We start from the raw sequence: 21407 nt of genomic DNA, 5'->3' as shown, positions 1-21407 counted from the left end.
ATCCCTACGCGCCCTCAACCCTGCAAACACGGGCAGCATAAAAAAAGCGTCTCAAAAAAGGACATCGCATGATTAACAGTAACAGCGCACCGCTGGGCATGGCGGTCACGCCTCATCATCTGGCAAGCCAGAGTGCGCTTGCGGTATTGCGCGAAGGCGGCAATGCCATCGAGGCGATGGTAGCAGCAGCCGCAACGATTGCCGTGGTGTATCCGCACATGAACGGGCTGGGCGGCGACGGCTTCTGGCTGATTGTGCCACCGCAGGGCAATCCGGTGGCGATCGATGCCAGCGGCGCGGCGGGCGCCCTCGCCTCTCTCGATTTCTACGCCGGTGAAACGCACATTCCGCATCGTGGCCCGAAAGCTGCGCTGACGGTGGCAGGCACTGTCGGCGGCTGGCAGGAAGCGCTGAATGTGTCGGCTGAATTGGGTGGCGAACAGAAACCGCTTTCCCGGCTGCTGCGCGATGCCATCCGCTACGCCGCTGACGGCATTCCGGTGACGGCTTCGCAGGAAGCCGCCACCCGCGCCAAGCAACACGAACTGAAAGATTTCCGCACCTTTGCCGACGTTTTTCTGCCTAACGGTGATGTGCCCCGCGCCGGAAACCGTTTCACCCAGCCGCAACTGGCGCAGACATTGTCAATGCTGTGCGAGGACGGGCTGAACAGTTTCTATCGCGGTGAGCTGGCTGACAATATGGCCGCCGACATGGAAAAACTCGGCATGCCGGTCACCCGCGCCGATCTCGCGGCTTACAAGCCACAGCGCCGTGTGCCGCTGCGTCTCAAACACAGCAAAGGCGAAATCTACAACCTGACACCCCCGACGCAGGGGCTGGTTTCGCTGGCAATCCTTGGCCTGACTGACCGCCTGCCACTGGAAACCATGGACGAAAGTGCCACCATTCACAGCGTGGTGGAGGCGACCAAACTGGCGTTCGGCCTGCGCGACCGCTTCATCACCGATCCGCGCATGATGACGCAGGACGCACAGGAACTGTTGGATCCGCAGTATCTCGATGCTCTCGCCACCCGCATCAAACCCCACAGCGCCGCCGACTGGGGCAAAGGTAAAGGACCGGGCGATACCGTCTGGATGGGCGTGATGGACAGCAGCGGGCTGGCCGTTTCCTTTATCCAGAGTATTTATCACGAGTTTGGCAGTGGCGTGGTGCTGCCGGGCAGCGGCGTATTGTGGCAAAACCGCGGCGCCTCCTTCAGCCTCGATGCCGGTCATTTACTGGCGCTGGCACCGGGCAAACAACCATTCCATACCCTCAATCCTGCCGCCGCACGCTTATACGACGGGCGCACGATGGTTTACGGCTCGATGGGCGGTGACGGCCAGCCGCAAACGCAGGCCGCCGTGTTTATCCGCCATGTGGTGCAGGGGCAATCTTTGCAGCAGGCAATCAGCGGCCCGCGCTGGCTGCTGGGTCGCACCTGGGGAGAAAGTTCGGATTCGCTGAAACTGGAAGGCCGTTTTGCCTATCCGACGCTGGCCGGGCTGAGACAACGCGGTCACGACGTGGAGCTGTTGCCGGATTTCAGCGAAGCCGTCGGCCACGCCGGTGCGATCATTCGCCACACCAATGGCATGTTTGAAGGGGCCTCCGACCCGCGCAGCAACGGCAGCGCCGCCGGATTTTGATCAGAGTTCGCTCATGAGAATTGATAAGGAAGCAACATGAAAAATACGTCCGCAGCCACCGACTGGGCCGCCTATATCCGCCAGATGGAATCCGTTCTGGCGCTGGAACTCGACGACGCACACCGTCAGGAATTACTGGTGCAGTTCAGCCGCATTGCGCAAATGGCGCAACCGCTGATGGATTTACCGCTCGACTCCCGCCTGGAAATCGCCGGGGTGTATAGAGCATGAAGAGTGTATCGCGTATGAAATCGTTTGATACTTTTACCGTCAGCCAGTTGCATCAGGCGATCGCACAGGGTGAAATTTCGGCCACGGAAATCGCCACTTCCACGCTTGATGCCGTTGAACAGGCGAATCCGGCCATCAATGCGTACACGCATATCACCCGCGAACGCATGCTGAGCGAAGCCGCAAAAGTCGATAAAATCCGCGCCAGCGGCACAACCTTGCCTCCGCTGGCGGGCATTCCCTACGCCGTGAAAAACCTGCTGGACATTGCAGGTGAAGTGACGCTGGCAGGCGCAAGCCTCAACAGCAGCAACGCCGCCGCACGCCATGATGCCTGGACAGTTTCCCGCCTTGCTGCACAGGGCGCAATGCTTTCCGGCATGCTGAATATGGATGCTTACGCGTATGGCTTCACCACCGAAAACAGTCATTATGGCGCCACCCGTAACCCGCGGGATCTGGCGCGCGTGGCCGGCGGTTCTTCCGGTGGTTCGGCCGCAGCCGTCGCCGCCGGGCTGGTGCATTTCACCCTCGGCAGCGATACCAACGGTTCGATCCGCGTGCCTTCCTCGTTAAGCGGTATTCTCGGCCTGAAACCGACCTTCGGGCGGATTTCACGTCGCGGCAGTCAGCCGTTCGTCGCCAGCCTCGATCACATCGGCCCGATGGCCCGTTGCAGCGAAGATTTGTCGCAGGTCTATGACGCCATGCAGGGCACAGATCCGCAGGATCATTTCCAGGCAGACAAACCGGTTACCGAAACCTTTTCCCTGCTCAAACGCGGGCAACAGGGGCTGCGCAGCGCCGTACTGGGCGGATACTTTTCTACCTGGTGTGATGATCACGCCAAAGCGGCCGTGCGTCAGATAGCGCAGGCACTGGAAGCGCAGGAAGAAATTGAAATGCCGCAGGCCGAACTGGCGCGCTCGGCTGCGTTTATCATCAGCGCGTCGGAAGGCGGTAATCAGTATTTGCCAAAACTGCGCAGTATTCCGGAACAGTTTGAGCCACTGTCGCGCGAACGTTTACTGGCAGGGGCGATGATCCCGGCGGCATGGTATGTTCAGGCGCAGCGTTTTCGTCAGCACTTTCAGCAGCAAATCTTGCCCTTGTTCGATCATTGGGACATTCTGATCGCGCCTGCCACGCCGTGTCCGGCCACGTTAATCGGTCAGGAGACCATTCGTATCAACGGTCATGATCTGCCGACGCGTGCCAATATGGGCATGCTGACGCAGCCGATTTCGTTCCTCGGTTTGCCGGTGGTGACGGTGCCGGTCACCACGTCGACCGGCCTGCCGATAGGGTTACAACTGATTGCGCCGCCGTGGCGCGAAGACCTCTGCCTGCGTGCCGCCTGGGCGCTGGAGCAGCAGGGAATAGTGAATGTCAGCAGTTCTCCGGTGATGCCCGCGTAATAACCTGCATCGCCGTTTTCCAGGGTGAAGTGAAAAGAGTAAAGAGAATCACTATGAAAACTGAACATATCGACCGCCCGGCGATCCTTGCCGAAATGAATGCGGCGTTTTATCGCTATGAACAGGCGCTGATCACCAACGATACCGCCGTACTCGACGAACTGTTCTGGCACGACCCGCGTACCGTGCGCTACGGCGCGGGAGAAAATCTTTACGGCATTGACGCCATCCGCGCCTTCCGCACAGCGCGATCGTCACAAGGGTTAGACCGGGAACTGGTCAACACCACCATCACCACTTTTGGCGATGACATGGCTGTCGCCAGCACAGAATTCCGCCGGGAAGGCAGCGACAAGACGGGCCGTCAGCAGCAGACGTGGGTGAAGATGGCGAGTGGATGGAAGATTGTGGCGGCCCATGTGAGTCTGATGGTTTGACCGAACCATTGGGCGGTTCAGCTTTGGAAATTTTCTCCTCCCCCTGCGAAAGGGGAGGCTGGGAGGGGGTTTTAAGGGCGAACATCCGGTGAAAGCAAACTCTAATACCTTGATTTGTCTTTAATACCCCACCCCAACCCTCCCCTTCGCAGGGGAGGGAGTTTAATCGTTGTCGCTATGGCCAGTTTGGGCGGCGAGCCCAAGGTTTTGAATTTGAATTTGAATTTCGAGATTAAACACCGAAATGTTTAACCCAATGATCCGCAATGTCCTGCCGCTTACAAACCCACACTTTCTCATGTGACCCGATGTAATCGAGAAAGCGCTGTAAAGCCCTGAACCGCCCCGGGCGGCCAAGTATCCGGCAGTGCATCCCGACCGACATCATTTTCGGCGAGGTTTCCCCCTCGGCGTACAACACATCAAAGGTGTCTTTGAGATAAGTGTAAAACTGCTCACCCGTGTTAAACCCCTGCGGGGAGGCGAAACGCATGTCGTTGGTTTCCAGCGTGTAAGGGATCACCAGATGCTGTTTAGTTTCGCCATTCTCCCGTTTTACCGGCATCCAGAACGGCAGGTCATCGCCGTAATAATCGCTGTCATACTGGAACCCGCCCGCTTCCACGACAAGCTGACGGGTATTCGGGCTGTCGCGGCCGGTGTACCAGCCGGACGGCGCTTTACCGAACAGGTCGCGCAGAACCGTGATGGCTTTTTTCATGTGCTCCGCCTCTTCGGCTTTGCTCATGTCCTGATAGTGGATCCAGCGCCAGCCATGGCTGACAACATCGTAATCCGCTGCTTTGATCGCACTGACGATTTCCGGATTGCGTGCCAGTGCCATCGCCACGCCGAAAACGGTCAGCGGTAAGCCGCGTTTCTGAAACTCATTGTGGATACGCCAGAAACCGGCACGGGAACCGTATTCGTACAGCGAATCCATCGACATGTGGCGGTCTGGGAAACTGGCGGCACCAATGATGTCAGACAGGAATTGCTCAGAGCCGGTATCACCATGCAGGACGTTATTCTCGGCGCCCTCTTCGTAATTGAGGACAAACTGTACCGCGATACGGGCGTTGCCCGGCCAGTGAGCATGCGGCGGGCGTCCGGCGTAACCGATTAAGTCGCGCGGGTAAGCATCAGTAAAACCGTATTCAGTATCAGACATAGTGTTCTCTCAGATTCAGCCCGGCAAAACGGCCAGACAAGGGTTTTTCCAGCGGATAATCCAGATCACCGTGTTTACTGGTCGTCAGGCGCAGGGCAGCCAGTGACTCGACCATTTTGACCGCCGCGCTGACACCGTCGATCACCGGTATATTCAGCTCGATCGTCAGTTCCTGCGCCAGATCGGCCATTCCGCCACAACCGAGCACGATCGCCCCGCTGCCGTCAGATTTTTTCGCCGCGATACACTGCTCGCGCACTTTTTCCTGCGCCAGCCCGCTGCCGTCTTCCAGTGATAACACCGGCAAATCGATGGCGTGCAAGGCTGCACAATGACGTTCGAATCCGTACTGATGCAGCAAATGCCGGGCAATAGTCAGCGTGCGTGGCAAGGTCGTCACGATAGAAAAACGCGTCGCCAGCATTGTCGCCAGATGCATTGCTGCTTCCGCAATACCGATAACCGGCGCACGCGCCAGCTCGCGGGCAGCCAGTAATCCGGGGTCACCGAAACAGGCAATTATATGCCCGTCAACACCGGCATCGCGCCCCGCTTTTATCTGCTGCAACACGCCCAACGTGGCAATCGCTTCATCGAAATGCCCTTCAATTGACGGTGCCCCTTCCTCAGGGCAAACGGCCAGAATGTGTGTCTGCGGCGCGGCAACCGAGCGGGCAGTTTGCGCCATCACTTCGGTCATCGCCTGGCTGGTGTTCGGATTGATCAGTTGTATACAAAGTGATTTGACCATCAGCCCGGCTCCTTACCCGTAACCGGCTTCTGAGCCGCAAATATCTGCGCAAAATCGGGCGTCTGCCCGTTATGTTGCTCAAAACGCAGGCTGGCTACGATGGTATCGAAATGATGCGCCATGCCAGCGGTCAGCCCGGCGACGTCGCGCTTTTTCAGCAGATCAATAAGATCATCATGATCATGACAACGGCAGCCCTGCTGCCACGGTGCGCCCCAGGCGGCAATCGCCAGCGAGGAGCGCAGGGTCAGTTGCGAGACGGATTCAGTAAGCACTTTATTGCCGGAAATAGCCTGAAGCTGAACGTGGAAGGCGGCGGAAAGGCGGATCGCAGCGGCACCGTTACGTTCATCGTGAGCCCGCTTTTCTTCCTGAACCAGTTTTTTCAGCGCCACCAGATGGGGCGACTGGCAACGGGCAATCACCAGCGGCAGGTTGGCGCACTCCAGGATTTTACGCGTCGCGAACACATCGCGCGATTCTTCAGCATCCGGCGTGGTGACATGCGCACCACGCTTGGGCAATAACGTCACCAGTTGCACTGCGGCAAGGCGCTGCAGGACGCGGCGGATCCCCGTGCGGCTGACTGAAAATACTTCGGCCAGCGCTTCTTCCGGCAATTTACTGCCCGGTAAAAGCTGGTGTTCCACGATAGATTTCACCAGCGCGTTATAAATATGGTCGTCCTTATCCTCGGTAAAATAGGCTGTATTGAGCCCGTTCCAACTGGTCATTGCCGTTACTCCGTATACCGTTCGGGAATATAATCGTATACATGAAACTTATTTTTTGTATACAAAAAATGAAATTTGGCCTGATTCATGCAGTGCTCCTGTGACTGCTTTTTAACTTTGGGCAGCCGGTGTCCGGCTTCCGACTTTCACATGTTGTTTATGACAGGAGCACGATTTATGCCAAATCAGGAAATCACCTCCGCCACGGCGTCATCTGAACAGAGCGCCGGGATCATCAAACCTTATTACAGCCCGAAGCTGTGTAATGATGATTTAGCGCCCACTCGTGACCAAAACTGGAGCTGGTACAACATTTTTTCTTTCTGGATGTCCGATGTGCACAGTATGGGCGGCTATGTGGTCGCCGCGAGCTTCTTTACGCTCGGTCTGACCAGCTGGCAGGTTCTGCTGTGTTTGCTGTGCGGGATTTGTATTGTGCAGATTTGTGCCAACCTGGTGGCGAAACCGAGCCAGCAGGCCGGTGTGCCTTACGCGGTAATCTGCCGTCAGGCATTTGGCGTATTCGGGGCCAATATTCCGGCAGTGATCCGCGGGCTGATCGCTTTCGCCTGGTACGGCATTCAGACCTATCTGGCCGCTAACGCGTTAATGCTGGTACTGCTCAAATTCTTCCCGTCACTGACGCCAATGACTATTCCGCACTGGCTGGGATTGTCGGCGCTGGGATGGGTGTGTTTTGGCATTATGTGGGTGTTGCAGGCAATGGTGTTCTGGCACGGAATGAGCGCAATTAAGCGTTTTATCGATGTGGCTGGCCCGGCGGTGTATGTCGTGATGCTGCTGCTGGCGGGCTGGATCCTGTATAAAACCGGCCTGAGCAATATCTCTTTCACGCTGTCGACTAAAACCCTGACTGCCGGCCAGCAAGGCTGGGAAATGCTGACCGCCACGGCGCTGGTGGTGTCTTACTTCTCCGGTCCGCTGCTGAACTTCGGCGACTTCTCGCGTTACGGGAAAAGCATGAGCGAAATCCGCCGCGGTAACCGCTGGGGCCTGCCGTTTAACTTCCTGCTGTTCTCGATTGTGACCGTAGTGATCGTTTCAGGGACACAATCACTGTTCGGACAGATGATCACCGATCCTATCGAAACCGTCAGCCGCGTCGGCAACAGCGTGGCGGTGGCGCTCGGCCTGCTGACCATGATCATCGCAACCATCGGTATCAATATTGTGGCGAACTTTGTTTCACCGGCATTCGACTTCTCTAACTGTTCACCGCAGAAAATCAGTTTCCGTACCGGCGGGATGATCGCCGCCGTCGGTTCCGTTCTGCTGACACCCTGGAACCTGTTCCAGTCACCGGAAATTATTCACTACACGCTGGACGTGCTGGGATCATTCATCGGGCCGTTGTTTGGCATTTTACTGGCGGACTACTACCTGATAAAACGCGGGCATATGGATGTGGATGCGCTGTTTAACGCGACCCCTTCCGGCCGTTACTGGTACCGCAACGGCTTCAACCCGAAAGCAATTGCCGCGCTGGTGCCTGCGGTGGCGATTGGTCTGTTTATCAGCTTTACGCCGGGCCTGCATCAGGTCGCGAACTTCAGCTGGTTTATCGGCGCGTTTCTGGCCGGAGGCTTCTACCGCTATATTGCCCGCCATGATCGTGCGGCCAGCGGGGCGATGGGATATATGAAAACCGAAGTGGAATAAAGGGTTATATCAGGGAGGAAAAGGGCCAGGATGGCTGAAACGACGAAGCCCTGAGTGATTTCTCACTCAGGGCTTCTGAATAGTGGCGGAACGGACGGGGCTCGAACCCGCGACCCCCTGCGTGACAGGCAGGTATTCTAACCAACTGAACTACCGCTCCGCGTTTTGTTCTGGTTAAGAACGGAGCGGATATTAAGGAATGACCGCCTTTACGTCAATGCTTTTCCTGATATTTTCAATCAACCGCACAGTTTTTCCGCAGGCTGGATAATTTCAGTTCAAAACTCAGCAAAAGCCGCTTACGAACGCCACAAACAGCTGCCGCCCTTTTTCACCACCAGATCCAATCTTTCTTCGTGCCACGCCAGTTCCTGCTCTGTGGCAGCGATAACTTTTAACCCGGATGCCGGACGCGCCACGCGCTGGATCCCCAGACCGTCCGCACCGGTATTTTGCTCGCCTTCATGGGTGAACTTAATGCTGGTCTGGCCGCCGGTCATCATCAGATAAACTTCGGCAAGAATTTCGGAGTCAAGCAACGCGCCGTGCAGCGTTCGCTTGCTGTTGTCGATCAGGTAGCGATCGCTTAGTGCATCGAGATTGTTACGCTTGCCGGGGAACAGCTTACGCGCCATCGCCAGGCTGTCGGTGATCTTACAGAACGTTTCGGTTTTCGGCAGGTCACGGCCAAGCATGCCGAACTCGTAATCCATAAAGCCGATGTCGAACGTTGCGTTATGAATGACTAACTCGCCGCCGCGAATGTATTCAATAAAGTCGTCAGCGATGTCGGCAAACGTCGGTTTATCGGCGAGGAATTCATCGCTGATACCGTGAACGCCAAAAGCTTCCGGATCCACCAGTCGATCGGGTTTGAGATAAACATGAAAATTTCGCCCCGTCAGCCGGCGGTTAACCACTTCAACCGCACCGATTTCGATAATCCGGTGCCCTTCATAATGGACGCCCAGCTTATTCATACCGGTGGTTTCGGTATCGAGAACGACGATCCTGTTAGAGGTGTTTTGTAAATCCATGGCTTATTATCCAACGGTGACGGTCAATTGCAGAAACGATCTGCCCGGCCACGAAACAGAGACGCGTGCCGGGCACTTTATCTTACGCGGGGATTTGCTGCGTAATGCAGTGGATGTTACCACCCCCCAGAAGAATTTCACGGGCCGGAATACCGGTGATTTTGTAATCAGGGTACATTTCACCCAGCAACTTCTCAGCCTGCTTATCCGTTGTCGCATCCAGCAGCGGGAAGATGATGTGATTATTGCTGATCAGGTAATTGACGTAAGATGCCGCAAGACGGTTACCTTCCACACGCTCAATGGCGGTGCCCGGTAATACACCAATAGTTTCTTCCGCCGTAGCGTGCATGACCGGAGGCGAGGGCATTTTCCAGATTTTCAGGCTGCGCCCTTTGGCATCTTTCGCCGCTTCCAGGACCTTTAACGCCGCCAGAGAGCGCGCATACTGCGGATCCTGCTGGTCGTCAGTCCAGTGCAAAGCAACCTCACCCGGACGGACAAAGCAGCACATATTGTCAATGTGACCGTCGGTCTCGTCGTTGAATACACCCTCTTCCAGCCAGATGAATTGCTTAACACCGAGGAGTTCCCGCAATTTCGCCTCAATCTCTGCCTTCGACAAATCAGGATTGCGGTTAGGATTCAGCAGGCATTCAGCGGTGGTCAGTAAGGTCCCTTCACCATCGACATGAATCGAGCCGCCTTCCAGCACCAGATCGGTCGACAGGTACGGAATGTGGTGATAATTGGCAACCTGACGGGCAACCAACTGATCGCGTTCCCAGCTGGAGTAAAGGCCGCCGTGGAAACCGCCCCACGCGTTAAACGTCCAGTCGATCGCCAGACGTTCACCTTGCGGATTCACCACAATGGTCGGGCCGGTATCACGCATCCAGGCGTCGTCGCTTTCCATTTCCACCAGCGTAATCTGGGCAGGCATCACTTCGCATGCGTTGGCCATTTCTGCTGCCGGAACCGCCATAAATACCGGCGTTTTGGTCGCAATCGCTGCCGCTACGTTAGCAAAAGCCAGCTGTGCCGGACGCCCGCTGGAGCGCCAGTTATCGGTGCGGTAAGGCCAGATCATCCAGACCGCTTGCTGTGATGCCCATTCAGCAGGCATCACAAAACCTTCAGCCTGAGGGTTGATATCAATAGAAGACATCCGTTATTTCCTTGTTGAACCGTCAGATGTGGCGATCGCACCGTACATTTCCGGACGGCGGTCACGGAACAGCCCCCATGAAGCGCGCTGGGCGGCAATGGCATCGAGATCAAAAGTGTGAACCAGTACAGCTTCATCAGTTTTGTTAGCCTGTTCAACCAGCGCACCGGTCTGATCAGCAATAAACGAAGAACCGTAGAAGGTCATTTCATAATCAGGAATAAATTTGCTTTTTTCAGTGCCAATGCGGTTTGAGGCGATCACCGGCACCAGGTTTGCCGCCGCGTGCCCTTGCTGGACGCGGGTCCAGTGTGGCTGGCTGTCAATGTCCGGATAGGCCGGTTCGGAACCAATCGCTGTCGGATAGAAGATAATTTCCGCGCCCTGCAATGCCAGACAACGGGCAGTTTCCGGGAACCACTGATCCCAGCAGATACCCACGCCGATTTTCGCGTAACGGGTATTCCACACTTTGAAACCGGTATCGCCCGGAATGAAAAATTGTTTTTCCTGATAGGCCGGGCCATTCGGGATGTGAGTTTTGCGATAGACATCCAGCACACTGCCGTCAGCATCAATCATGACCAGCGAGTTGTAATAGGCGTTATTGCACTTCTCAAAAAAGCTCAAAGGAAGCACGACTTCCAGTTCTTTCGCCAGTGCAGAGAAATGACGGATCAGGGGGCTGTCAGTCAGCTCTTGCGCCAGACTGTAATGCTCAGGGCTCTGATCAATACAGAAGTAAGGCGCAGCAAAAAGTTCCTGAATCAGAATGACTTGCGCACCTTTGGCATGTGCCTGGCGAACCAGCTTTTCGGCGTTAACAATATTCTTTTCCAGATCCCAGCTGCAGCTCATTTGTGTTGCAGAAACCGTTACATTTCTCATCAGACATCCTTAAAGCATTGAAAAATTGGCAGTGTAAAAACCATGAAAGGCTCCACTCGCTCAGAGTTTTGAACTGGCACTCTGCATTTTCCTATTATATTGCAAATGACAGCGCTCTCCAGCCAAAAGAGTGATGAATGCCTGTATAACCCGCGACAAAGGCACCTCTTCGCCCCTCTTTCAGACAGTTATACCCCAAGATAGTGCTGTGCCCGGTACGCTGGTATATGTCAAACTTGGCGTTTACTTTTGATGAAAGAGCCTGCCAGAAATGACCAAACAGGTAGAGATTTTCACCGATGGCTCCTGCCTGGGTAACCCAGGCCCCGGCGGTTTCGGTGCCATTTTACGCTACAAGCAACACGAAAAAGAGTTCAGCGCGGGTTTCCGCCTGACCACCAATAACCGTATGGAAATGATGGCCGCGATTGTCGCGCTTGAAGCGCTGACTTCGCCGTGTGAAGTGACACTGAGTACCGACAGCCAGTATGTGCGCCAGGGGATCACGTTGTGGATCCACAACTGGAAAAAACGTGGCTGGAAAACCGCAGATAAAAAACCGGTGAAAAACGTCGATTTGTGGAAGCGTCTCGATGCCGCGATCCAGACACATGAGCTAAACTGGATGTGGGTGAAAGGCCACGCAGGCCATCCTGAAAATGAACGCTGTGATGTGCTGGCGAAAGAAGCTGCGGGGAATCCCACGCTGGATGATGTGGGTTATCAGGCGGAGAATTAACTCCGCAGGCCTCACAGCCCGTCTCAACCTTCCCCTTGTTAAAGGGGAAGGCGTAAGGCTTCAGTCCCGGTGCTCTTCTCGGTAACTTTTCGTCGCTCCCACCGCCTGCGGTATTTTCTGTTTCTGCGCAGGAACCTTTTTCGCGGTTGGTGTCAGCGGGAAGGTCCGCTTACGGGCAATAATCAGCGTCATACAACCCAGTGCAGGAAGGTGCGTACTCAGCAATTTTCCCCCATTCTTTTTCCACGGCAGCACGTGAAAACGCCGGTGTACCATCACTTCATAATTAAGCAACGACAGCCAGTCGAGCAACCGCATTTGGGTAAACAAACGGCTGCTGTACGGCTGACGCTTGCGAAAAAGCGGCATCAGTTTGCCGATACCCAGCAGGCTGAGCGGATTAAAGCTGCTGAGCACCATCCAGCCATCATCAATCAGCACGCGATCGACTTCACGCAGAATGCGGTGCGGGTCATCCGCATAGGCCAGTGTATGGCTGAGCAGACAGGCATCGACCGATTTTGCCGCGAAAGGCAAATAGTACGGATCACCCCGCACATGCAGCCCTTCGCCTTCGGGCGCAAAATTCACCTGATGCGAGATCGGGCACGCCTGCGTATCGATTCCGGCACTTAATGCGCCGATTTTCAGCAGGTGGAAACCGTAGAGTTTCCCCCACCAGGGTTGCAGTTGTTGCTCAAGCGCGGCACGGTAGTAGTCGCCGCACGGGATCTCATCCCAGGAAGCCGGAGCAACAATGGTCTTACGGGCGCGGGCTGGTCGCATAGTTTGTTTTCTTCTTTCAAGCAGTTGCCAAAGAGAGGTTGCCATGAATCTTATCAGTATTCCTGCATTGCAGGACAATTACATTTGGATGCTCGATGACCAGCAAGGGCATTGCCTGATTGTTGATCCCGGCGAAGCTGCACCGGTTTTGGCCGCGCTGAAAAAGGCCAATTTAACCCCGACAGCCATCCTTCTGACGCATCATCATCATGACCATGTGGGGGGCGTTGACGAGATTTCGAGCCATTTTCCGGGTCTGAAAGTGTACGGACCTCACGAAACTGAGAATAAATTTCGTCAGATTAGTCTTAAAAACGGTGAAAAACGGGTAATTGGCGGCATGGAATGGCAGATCTTTGCTACGCCAGGTCATACCCTTGGTCACATTTCATACTATAGCGCGCCTTATCTTTTCTGCGGGGACACGATGTTTTCCGCCGGATGTGGCCGTTTGTTCGAAGGGACGCCGGAGCAAATGTACCAGTCGTTTCAACGGTTAGCGGCGTTGCCTGATGAAACATTAGTGTGCGCAGCACATGAGTACACTCTTTCAAATCTTAAGTTTGCACGTGCTATTTTACCGGCTGATGATGATATTCATTCTCATGAGCACAAAGTGCAACAAATGCGTGAAAAGGGACAATCTTCCCTGCCTTCAACCCTCGGTCTTGAGCGTAAAATTAACCTCTTTTTACGATGTGATGATGTTGATTTACAAAACAAATTAAACCTTAGCGATCCCTTAACGCCTCACTGGCAGGTTTTTGCTCGTTTAAGGGCACTCAAGGATAGCTTCTAGACCCAAAGGTTGTGTTTTTTTCTGAAGCAAAGTATTATCGCTCGTCTTTTAAGCAACTATGACACACACATGAAGGCAAACGCGATCCTAATAATCGCCTCCATGTTGCTCACAGGTTGCCAGGCGTCCAGGCAGGGCGTGAAGGTACCGGAACAACATGCACAGAGTTTGTCTTCAGCAAGTCAAAGTGAAGAAGCAGGACAGTTCACAGGTGATGGCCGGGCGGCCTCTGGGGGATGGCTGGATGGAAACGACACCGTCTCCCAACAAAATCTGTGGAACTTCATAGGCGACGAGCTGAAGATGAAGGTTCCGGATAATCCCCGGATCCGCGAACAAAGAGTTAAGTATTTAAAAAATAAGAGCTATCTCCACGATGTAACATTACGGGCAGAGCCGTACATGTACTGGATCACCGAGCAGATTAAGAAACGTAATATGCCGATGGAACTGGTACTGCTACCCATAGTGGAGAGCGCTTTTGACCCCAAAGCAACCTCATCAGCTAACGCTGCAGGGTTGTGGCAGATTGTGCCGCAGACGGGTCGAAACTATGGTTTGAAACAAAACCAGTGGTATGACGGACGCCGCGATGTTGTGGCTTCGACGACTGCTGCGCTTGATATGATGCAACGTCTGAACAAGATGTTTGGTGGCGACTGGTTACTGACCGTGGCTGCGTATAACAGCGGTGAAGGCCGTGTCATGCAAGCGGTGAAAGCGAACAAAGCCAGAGGCCGTTCAACGGATTTCTGGGCGCTGGCGCTGCCACGTGAAACCTCGATTTATGTGCCGAAAATGTTAGCGTTGAGCGACATCCTCAAGCACAGCAAGAAATACGGTATCAGCCTGCCGAAACCGAGTGAAGACCGTGCCCTGGCGCGTGTTGAAGTCGGACAGCAGATGCAACTGACCCAGGCGGCTGAGATGGCGGGCATGTCCCTGACCAAGCTCAAGTCGTTTAACACTGGCTATAAGAAAAATGTTACCGCGCCGAATGGCCCGCATTACATTGTTCTGCCGAAGGCGCATGCCGACCAGTTAAAAGATTCACTGGCTGATGGCGATATTGCCGCAGTACAGGAAACCAAACTGGCCAGCAACACTCCGTCAGGGGCAAAAGAGTACAAGGTGCGCTCCGGCGACAGCTTGTCTGGTATTGCAGCCCGACTGAATGTGAAGACCCGTGATTTACAGCGTTGGAACAATTTGCGCTCAGCAGGCGCGTTAAAAGTTGGGCAAACCCTGCAAGTGGCGGATAACAGCGTCAGCAGCACCAGTGTGAATGGCGGCAGTATCACGTATCAGGTACGTAAAGGTGACTCACTGTCGAGCATTGCCAGGCGTCACGGCGTAAACATCAAAGATGTGATGCGCTGGAATACGAATGCCGACAATCTGCAACCGGGCAACAAGTTAACGTTGTTTGTGAGCAACAAAATGAGTCCTGATACCTGATTCTGAAAGGTACCGGCCATAAAAAAGCACCCTGAATATTCCGGGTGCTTTTTTTATATCTGCATTTTGGGGTGGGCGAATTAAGCGCTACTGTATCAGAGGCTTACCCGCCAGGAATTCAACCCGCAGCGGATTATGGTCCGAGGCCCGCGTTTCCATCACCGACGCGCTGGTAACGCTGAGATCCCGGTAGAAGATGAAGTCCAGCGGTCTGCCGAACGCCCGCTTACGGTAATCAGAAGGAAAACGGACCTCCTCCAGATGGATATTTCCCGCAAAGCCAAACAGGGCATTGATACGCTGTTTGCTCCACGCATTAAAATCCCCTGCCATGATCACCGGGCCTTTGTGGTTAGCAATCTGCTCACCAATCGGATCCAGTTGTTTGCTGTAGACGTCGATGCCTATACTGAAATTCACCGCATGAATATTCACCACCATCAGTAAACGACCATCAAGAAGCGGATACACCGTCACTAAAGCCGATTTAGACAGCCTCAGAAGCGGCTCACGCTCACGCAGCGGGCAACAATACACCGGATGCGCCGCAGAGAGTGTCATCACGCCAGAGGGGTGCTGAGGCAGCATAAACGCCGGCACCTGATCGGCCGCCAGATAATTGGAAGTCGCAAAACGGATCAGTTCAGGTGTCGTCTGAGCTTCCTGAAGCAAGACCAGTTGCGCATCTTTGCCGTAATCACGCAGAACTGACAACCAGTCAGCCCGCTGTTGTTTGAAGATATTCCACACCATCACGCGCAAAATATTCGAATTGGGCAGCGCAGCACCCGGCGGCAAATCTGGCCCCAAATGTGCGAGGGCTCCCGGAAAGATTTGCTCTGCGGGCTGACCTGCGACATACCTCATTGCATATGTTTTTTTCCGCACGCTAATCGCCTGTTTACCCGTTATATCGTTGCTATATGAGAGAGATTCTCACAGCGAAGGTTCAGTATACGCCCGCAGGCGCTCAGGCCAAATCTGTTTACATTGGTATACAACCTGATCACATCTACAGGCTAGCATAAAAATAAAAACGGCCCGCCAGTCACTGAACCTAAGGGGATTGTCCGTATGAATATCGATTTGATGGCAGCAAATATCGGCTTGTGTTTAAATGACTTAAATACCCAAAGTATGAATTTATTTATGCTGGAGTAACAACAATGCGAGCCAGTTCTGAAGAGTTGATTACGTTTGTCACCGTGGTGGAAAGTGGCAGTTTCAGCCGTGCTGCAGAACAACTGGGGCAGGATAATTCAGTGGTCAGCCGGACATTGAAACGTCTGGAACAAAAACTGGGGATCACCCTGCTCAACCGCACCACGCGTCAGATCAGCCTGACGCATGAAGGCGAGCGCTATTTCGTGCGGGTACAAAAAATCCTGCATGAAATGGCGGCTGCCGAAGATGACTTGCTGGAGAACCGCGACGATCCGCAGGGGCTGTTGCGAATCGATGCGGCAACACCGGTCATTCTGCATGTCATTTCACCGCTGGTGGCGGAATTTACGCAGCGTTTCCCGAAGATGTCGCTCGCACTGTTCTCGTCCGAAAGCAATATCAATCTGATCGACCATAAAGTGGATGTGGCGATCCGCGTCGGTGAGCTTGAAGATTCCAGCCTGCGGGCGCGCAAACTGATGCTGAGTTATCGCAGCGTGCTGGCTTCGCCGGATTACCTGAAAAAATGGGGAACTCCGCAAAGCGCCGATGATTTACTGAAACACCGTTGTCTGGGCTTTAATGAAGTGGTTGCGCTGAATAAATGGCCGCTGTTGTGCACCGACGGTCAGCAACTGACAGTCACACCGTTTATCAGTTCAGGAAGCGGTGAAACACTGCGCCGGTTGTGTTTGCAGGGCAACGGCATTGCCTGTCTGTCGGATTTTATGACCGATGACGATGTCGTGCGGGGTGATCTGGTGAAACTGCTGGTGCCGGACATCATGCGCATCGCCATGCCGTTGCACGCGGTGTATTACAGCGATCAGACCGTCAGCACGCGGATCCGGTGTTTTATTGATTTTCTGAGTGAGAAACTGGGGCAAACAGAGAAGTAAAATCCCGGAACGAAAGAATTTCGGTTTTTCAAGAACTGCGATGTTCTGACCTTTAGCGCCAAAACTAAAAACTCACGGCGCCCCGTAATCCCGGCTTCATGTGGCTGCATTAAACGGCGTCCAGACGACCGGCGTCTGACGAAGAAGTGCGCCGGATGCGGCATCAAACAAGTATTCCTCGATATCAGAAACTCCCGCCGGCAACGCCAGCGCCCGCATCACAGTTCCATCCGCAGCGAACCATAAACGGCTGTCAGCGGAAGGTTCAGCGGTAAAACGGTGATTGCCCGGATCGAGACGGATCCGGTCCATTTGCCATACACTTCCGCCCTGCTGTTTCAGCCACGCCTCACGCAAACACCACAACTGCCAGAACGCCGTTTGCGGGTCGGCCTGTTCCACCAGCCACTGACATTCGATATCAGTGAATGCTGCGCGTGCCACGTCAGGATAACGCGGGCGCGGGCGAATTTGCTCCACATCGCCGCCACCTTCGCCCGCCGGACACAGCAGCAGTTGCAAATGATGTTTACTGTGGCTGAGAGAAAAGTGTGGCAGGGAGGCGTCCGCAAAATACGGTTTTCCCTGCGAGGAAATCTGCATGGCGGGTAAGTTGTCACAACCACTGAAAACTGACAACGCTTCGGCCAGAAGCGCCCTGCCCGCGCACCATTGCTGGCGGCGGGCAGGATTCATTCCTTCACTTTTCATTAGCCATTCTGCGGGCAAACGTGAGAACGAAAAGCTGTCCTCCAGTGACGCCGTAATGAGCTGTGCACGATTCATCGTTACGGCCAGCGGCGGAAAACTAAAGAGGTATTAATACCGCCGAATGCAAAGTTATTCGACTGAATAAATTCAGTCTGAATATGACGCGATTCGCCCATCACATAGTCAAGTTCGCCGCACAGCGGATCCGGTTGCGTCAGATTGATGGTCGGCACGAACCGGTCTTCGCGCATCATTTCGAGCGACATCCACGCTTCCAGCGCGCCGCAGGCACCGAGCGTATGGCCAAAGTAGCTTTTCAGCGACGAGATTGGCGTCTGATTGCCAAACACCGCAGCGGTTGCATGGCTTTCCGCAATATCACCGCGGTCGGTGGCCGTACCATGCGCACTGATATAGCCGATTTCGGAAGCAGGAATACCGGCATTGCTCAGCGATTTTTCAATGCAAATCTGCATCGTCGATTGCTGTGGCTGGGTGATATGGGCCGCGTCACAGTTGGTGGCAAACCCCACGATCTCAGCATAAATTTTCGCGCCGCGCGCCTGCGCATGTTCCAGTGACTCGAGGATCAGCGCCCCGGCACCTTCGCCGATCACCAGTCCGTCGCGCTGCGTATCAAACGGACGCGGCGACAGTTCGGGGTGTTCATTTTGCTGGCTGGTGGCGAACAGCGTGTCAAACACGGCTGCTTCTGACGGGCAAAGTTCTTCCGCGCCGCCTGCCACCATCAGCGTCTGATAACCGTGTTTGATGGCTTCATAGGCATAACCGATCGCCTGGCTGCCCGACGTGCAGGCGCTGGAGGTGGGGATCACCCGCCCTTTCAGGCCGAAGAACAGACCTGCATTCACCGCCGTGGTGTGCGGCATCATCTGCACGTAAGTCGTACCGGTAATGTTGTTGGTGTGCTTTTCCGTCAGCATGGTCGCGAATTCACTGACCGGACCGGTGCTGCCGGTGGATGACCCGAAGGCAATACCGGTTTCGCCGTCAGTAAGCACCGGATCTTCCAGTAAACCGGCCTGCTCCAGCGCCAGCTCAACCGCACGGGTTGACAGCAGGGAAACGCGGCCCATCGAGCGGATGCGCTTGCGGGTGTAATGCGCCGGGATAACAAAATCATCCACCGGCGCGCCCAGATGCGTGTTCAGCCCCTGATAAATCAGCCATTCGTCCATGTGACGGACGGCGTTTTTACCCTGCTGCAGGCGGGCGGAAATCTCGTTCCAATGGTTCCCGAACGCCGTTATGCCTTTCATGCCGGTAATCACTACGCGCCGGGTCATACCATGCCTCCGTTGATGGAGATCACCTGACGGGTCACATAACCGGCGATATCTGACATCAGGTAGCTTGCCAGTCCGGCGACTTCTTCCGCCCGCCCCATACGTTTGAGCGGGATCATGCTCATTGCGGCGTCGAGCGCTGGTGTTTCCATGTCGGGCATACCGGTGTCGATCAACCCCGGCGCAATGCAGTTAACGGTGATTTTGCGTTTTGCCAGTTCCACCGACAGCGCTTTGCAGGCACCGATAATTCCGGCTTTCGCCGCGCTGTAGTTGACCTGCCCGCGGTTGCCCGTAATACCGGAAACCGAGGAAAGCGCGATGATACGGCCGCCCTGACGCAGCCCAATCATTGGCATCACGCAGGGCTGTAAAACATTGTAGAAACTGTCGAGATTGGTGTGGATCACGCCGTCCCAGTCTTCGTCGGTCAGTGCCGGAAACGCCGCGTCGCGGGCAATCCCGGCATTATTGATCACACCGTAGTAGGCGCCGTGCGCCTCAATATCGGCTTCAATAACGTCGCGGCACTGCTGGCGGTTGCTGATATCAAACTGCACAATTCGTCCGCTGCCGCCGTTGTCAGTTATCTTTTGCAGGGTACTTTCTGCCCCTGCTTGATCGCTGTGGTAATGAATTACAACCAAAAAACCATCGTCAGCTAACTGACTCGCGATGGCTTTGCCGATCCCTTTGCTGGCACCGGTCACTAATACCGAACGCATCATTCCTGTTTCCCCTGAGTTAACTTAATAAGTTCATCCTTGTCTGGCTGGTATGTATTCAGCCGTCCTTTTGCAACCTGCAGGTTGTCTTTTTCTTGTTTAATGCAGATCACGCCTTCGAAGCTGGCGAGTTTTTCATCGCGCAGCACCATTGAGACGCTGATGAATAATTCACTGCCTGCCGCAAATTCCGGCACGCTGCATTTCAGAGCCCTGCCGCCCAGCAACATGCCCACCTGAGGCGGTTCGCCACTTTGCGCACCGTGCCAGCCGCTCCAGACGCCGACCGTTTGCGCGATAAGCTCAAGGGCATACCACGCCGGCAATGCGCCACGGGCATTGAGGAACGGTGCCAGCACGCCATTTTCGGACACCACCACGCTGCACAGCGCAGTCTCTTCTGTGACGCTCAGTACCTTATCCAGTAAAACCATCGGTGATTCATGCGGCAGATAATGGTCCGCGCTGAGCATACTCATGACGGCCTCCCGATCACAATGCAGGCGTTATTACCGCCAAAGGCAAACGAGTTGGAAAGAATAACGGGCTTCGCCAGCGTTTCATTTTTTTTCACCAGCCGGATATCAGGCAGGTGGGTATCACGGGGTATCACGCTGAAATCCTGTGGCGGCAGGTTAAGATTTTGCGTCAGGATCAGCCAGCTCAGTGCTGCTTCTGTCGCGCCAGCCGCACCCAGCGTATGGCCGGTGAGATGCTTGGTTGAACTGCACGGCGTCTGGTTGCCAAATAACCGGTGTATGACGGCGGCTTCTGCCTGATCATTGAGCGGTGTGGCGGTACCGTGTGCGTTGATGTAACCGACGTCTGCTGCACTCAGCCCGGCCTGCTCCAATGCCATGCAGATTGCCCGTTCCGCGCCGAGACCTTGCGGATGCGGTGCAGACATATGCCACGCATCGGACGATTCGCCCGTGCCCAGTAGCGCGACGTCGGCGGGCTCGCGGGTCAGCAGGATCAGCGCCGAGGCTTCACCGATATTGATGCCATCACGATGTTGCCCGAACGGCGTGCAGCGCCCGCGGGAGAAAGATTCCAGGCTGTTAAAACCATTCACCGGCATCCGGCACAGGCTGTCAGCCCCGCCAACCAGCGCGGCGTCTGCCAGCCCGGCGTCGATCAGGCGCTTCCCGCTGATAATCGCTCTCGCGCTGGATGAGCAGGCTGTAGATAAGGTGTAAGCCGGACCGCAGAGATCCAGCAGTTCCGCCATAAACTCTGAAGGATCACCCAGTTCCTGTTGCTGGTAATCATAGCCCGGCGGGAATTGCCCATGCTGATGAAGATGACGCACCGCGTCTTCGCCTTCGGCAATGCCCGACGTACTGGTACCCATAATGACGGCGACACGATCTTTACCATACCGGCTTATCGCCTTGTGAACCTGCGGTTCAATCTGCGCCAGCGCAGCCAGCAACAACTGGTTGTTACGGCTGCGATGCGCTAACAGAGAGTCGGAGATCGCGGGCAGTTCGCCGGTCACCGCGCCGAGCCAGACCGGTCGTTCTTCCGTCAGCCATCCTTTTTGCAACGACATTCCCGGCGCAATACCTGATTTCAGGCTGGCAGCGATTTGCACATTGCTGTTTCCCAGCGCGTTAACCATGCCCACGGCCGAAAAATAAATCATG

At 55.0% G+C, this 21407-nt stretch carries 22 protein-coding genes and 1 tRNA gene; 9 read left to right on the top strand and 14 right to left on the bottom strand.

Annotation, left to right across the window (positions count from 1 at the left end; genetic code table 11):
- The first annotated feature begins 68 nt into the window (after positions 1-68).
- From RAHAQ2_RS04800 to hpxZ, 4 genes are read left to right on the top strand one after another with little or no spacing between them, the layout of a single operon-like run.
- The gene (locus tag RAHAQ2_RS04800) at positions 69-1655 is read left to right on the top strand and encodes a gamma-glutamyltransferase family protein (RefSeq protein ID WP_015696151.1); all 1587 of its coding nucleotides are present in this window, start codon (positions 69-71) and stop codon (positions 1653-1655) included.
- Between the two features lie 36 nt (positions 1656-1691).
- A complete protein-coding gene (hpxX, locus tag RAHAQ2_RS04795; protein WP_015696150.1) occupies positions 1692-1886 on the top strand; it encodes an oxalurate catabolism protein HpxX in 195 nt (64 codons plus the stop codon).
- A gap of 14 nt (positions 1887-1900) precedes the next feature.
- The gene (locus RAHAQ2_RS04790) at positions 1901-3304 is read left to right on the top strand and encodes an AtzE family amidohydrolase (RefSeq protein WP_015696149.1); all 1404 of its coding nucleotides are present in this window, start codon (positions 1901-1903) and stop codon (positions 3302-3304) included.
- A gap of 53 nt (positions 3305-3357) precedes the next feature.
- Positions 3358-3741, top strand: coding sequence for an oxalurate catabolism protein HpxZ (gene hpxZ / locus RAHAQ2_RS04785; RefSeq protein ID WP_015696148.1), 384 nt, complete (start codon positions 3358-3360; stop codon positions 3739-3741).
- Between the two features lie 232 nt (positions 3742-3973).
- Here the strand turns inward: hpxZ and puuE are convergent, their stop codons facing one another.
- Genes puuE through RAHAQ2_RS04770 form a run of 3 tightly spaced genes read right to left on the bottom strand, consistent with a single transcriptional unit; the run spans position 3974 to position 6397 of the window.
- The gene (puuE, locus tag RAHAQ2_RS04780) at positions 3974-4912 is read right to left on the bottom strand and encodes an allantoinase PuuE (RefSeq protein WP_015696147.1); all 939 of its coding nucleotides are present in this window, start codon (positions 4910-4912) and stop codon (positions 3974-3976) included.
- A complete protein-coding gene (locus RAHAQ2_RS04775) occupies positions 4905-5663 on the bottom strand; it encodes an aspartate/glutamate racemase family protein (protein ID WP_015696146.1) in 759 nt (252 codons plus the stop codon). The genes puuE and RAHAQ2_RS04775 overlap by 8 nt, the downstream gene beginning before the upstream one ends.
- Positions 5663-6397, bottom strand: coding sequence for a GntR family transcriptional regulator (locus RAHAQ2_RS04770; RefSeq protein WP_015696145.1), 735 nt, complete (start codon positions 6395-6397; stop codon positions 5663-5665). Before RAHAQ2_RS04770 ends, RAHAQ2_RS04775 begins: the two co-directional genes overlap by 1 nt.
- Before the next feature lie 177 nt (positions 6398-6574).
- Here RAHAQ2_RS04770 and RAHAQ2_RS04765 point away from each other — a divergent pair, with 177 nt between their 5' ends.
- Positions 6575-8077, top strand: a complete 1503-nt coding sequence (locus RAHAQ2_RS04765) for an NCS1 family nucleobase:cation symporter-1 (RefSeq protein WP_015696144.1) — start codon at positions 6575-6577, stop codon at positions 8075-8077.
- A gap of 83 nt (positions 8078-8160) precedes the next feature.
- On the opposite strand, the gene RAHAQ2_RS04760 is transcribed toward RAHAQ2_RS04765, so the two are convergent.
- The 4 genes from RAHAQ2_RS04760 to aguB all read right to left on the bottom strand — a co-directional run bounded on the left by RAHAQ2_RS04760 (position 8161) and on the right by aguB (position 11170).
- Positions 8161-8237, bottom strand: a tRNA-Asp gene (locus RAHAQ2_RS04760).
- 139 nt (positions 8238-8376) lie between these two features.
- Positions 8377-9114, bottom strand: a complete 738-nt coding sequence (dnaQ, locus tag RAHAQ2_RS04755) for a DNA polymerase III subunit epsilon (RefSeq protein WP_015696143.1) — start codon at positions 9112-9114, stop codon at positions 8377-8379.
- Between the two features lie 82 nt (positions 9115-9196).
- Positions 9197-10282 carry an agmatine deiminase gene (gene aguA, locus RAHAQ2_RS04750; protein ID WP_015696142.1) on the bottom strand — a complete coding sequence of 362 codons (1086 nt, stop codon included), beginning with the start codon at positions 10280-10282 and terminating at the stop codon, positions 9197-9199.
- Between the two features lie 3 nt (positions 10283-10285).
- On the bottom strand, positions 10286-11170 hold the full coding sequence (gene aguB / locus RAHAQ2_RS04745; RefSeq protein WP_015696141.1) for an N-carbamoylputrescine amidase: 885 nt from the start codon (positions 11168-11170) through the stop codon (positions 10286-10288).
- Between the two features lie 271 nt (positions 11171-11441).
- Here aguB and rnhA point away from each other — a divergent pair, with 271 nt between their 5' ends.
- Positions 11442-11909 (top strand): ribonuclease HI, encoded by a 468-nt coding sequence (gene rnhA / locus RAHAQ2_RS04740; protein WP_015696140.1) that lies wholly within the window; start codon positions 11442-11444, stop codon positions 11907-11909.
- Between the two features lie 60 nt (positions 11910-11969).
- On the opposite strand, the gene RAHAQ2_RS04735 is transcribed toward rnhA, so the two are convergent.
- On the bottom strand, positions 11970-12695 hold the full coding sequence (locus tag RAHAQ2_RS04735; RefSeq protein WP_015696139.1) for a class I SAM-dependent methyltransferase: 726 nt from the start codon (positions 12693-12695) through the stop codon (positions 11970-11972).
- Between the two features lie 43 nt (positions 12696-12738).
- Between RAHAQ2_RS04735 and gloB the strand changes: the two genes are divergently transcribed.
- Both gloB and mltD read left to right on the top strand, forming a co-directional pair.
- On the top strand, positions 12739-13494 hold the full coding sequence (gene gloB, locus RAHAQ2_RS04730; RefSeq protein ID WP_015696138.1) for a hydroxyacylglutathione hydrolase: 756 nt from the start codon (positions 12739-12741) through the stop codon (positions 13492-13494).
- A 69-nt stretch (positions 13495-13563) separates the two neighbouring features.
- Complete coding sequence (gene mltD / locus RAHAQ2_RS04725) at positions 13564-14952, top strand: murein transglycosylase D (protein WP_015696137.1); 1389 nt, start codon at positions 13564-13566, stop codon at positions 14950-14952.
- 87 nt (positions 14953-15039) lie between these two features.
- Here mltD and RAHAQ2_RS04720 read toward each other — a convergent pair whose 3' ends face one another.
- Positions 15040-15840: an endonuclease/exonuclease/phosphatase family protein gene (locus RAHAQ2_RS04720; protein WP_072010206.1), complete on the bottom strand. Its 801-nt coding sequence runs from the start codon at positions 15838-15840 to the stop codon at positions 15040-15042.
- A gap of 278 nt (positions 15841-16118) precedes the next feature.
- Here RAHAQ2_RS04720 and yafC point away from each other — a divergent pair, with 278 nt between their 5' ends.
- Positions 16119-17015: a DNA-binding transcriptional regulator YafC gene (yafC, locus tag RAHAQ2_RS04715; RefSeq protein ID WP_015696135.1), complete on the top strand. Its 897-nt coding sequence runs from the start codon at positions 16119-16121 to the stop codon at positions 17013-17015.
- Positions 17016-17111: 96 nt separating this feature from the next.
- Here the strand turns inward: yafC and RAHAQ2_RS04710 are convergent, their stop codons facing one another.
- The 5 genes from RAHAQ2_RS04710 to RAHAQ2_RS04690 form a co-directional block, all read right to left on the bottom strand.
- Positions 17112-17726 (bottom strand): 4'-phosphopantetheinyl transferase superfamily protein, encoded by a 615-nt coding sequence (locus RAHAQ2_RS04710; RefSeq protein ID WP_238532058.1) that lies wholly within the window; start codon positions 17724-17726, stop codon positions 17112-17114.
- A gap of 77 nt (positions 17727-17803) precedes the next feature.
- Positions 17804-19033, bottom strand: coding sequence for a beta-ketoacyl-ACP synthase (locus RAHAQ2_RS04705; RefSeq protein WP_015696133.1), 1230 nt, complete (start codon positions 19031-19033; stop codon positions 17804-17806).
- Positions 19030-19761 carry a 3-ketoacyl-ACP reductase FabG2 gene (locus tag RAHAQ2_RS04700; protein WP_037038424.1) on the bottom strand — a complete coding sequence of 244 codons (732 nt, stop codon included), beginning with the start codon at positions 19759-19761 and terminating at the stop codon, positions 19030-19032. The genes RAHAQ2_RS04705 and RAHAQ2_RS04700 overlap by 4 nt, the downstream gene beginning before the upstream one ends.
- Complete coding sequence (locus RAHAQ2_RS04695) at positions 19758-20237, bottom strand: hotdog family protein (protein ID WP_015696131.1); 480 nt, start codon at positions 20235-20237, stop codon at positions 19758-19760. Before RAHAQ2_RS04695 ends, RAHAQ2_RS04700 begins: the two co-directional genes overlap by 4 nt.
- A complete protein-coding gene (locus RAHAQ2_RS04690; protein WP_015696130.1) occupies positions 20234-21406 on the bottom strand; it encodes a beta-ketoacyl-[acyl-carrier-protein] synthase family protein in 1173 nt (390 codons plus the stop codon). The genes RAHAQ2_RS04695 and RAHAQ2_RS04690 overlap by 4 nt, the downstream gene beginning before the upstream one ends.
- Position 21407 lies beyond the last annotated feature (1 nt).

The sequence above is a fragment of the Rahnella aquatilis CIP 78.65 = ATCC 33071 genome (assembly GCF_000241955.1).
Lineage (GTDB): Bacteria > Pseudomonadota > Gammaproteobacteria > Enterobacterales > Enterobacteriaceae > Rahnella > Rahnella aquatilis.
This window is presented reverse-complemented; position numbering and strand designations above follow the sequence as displayed.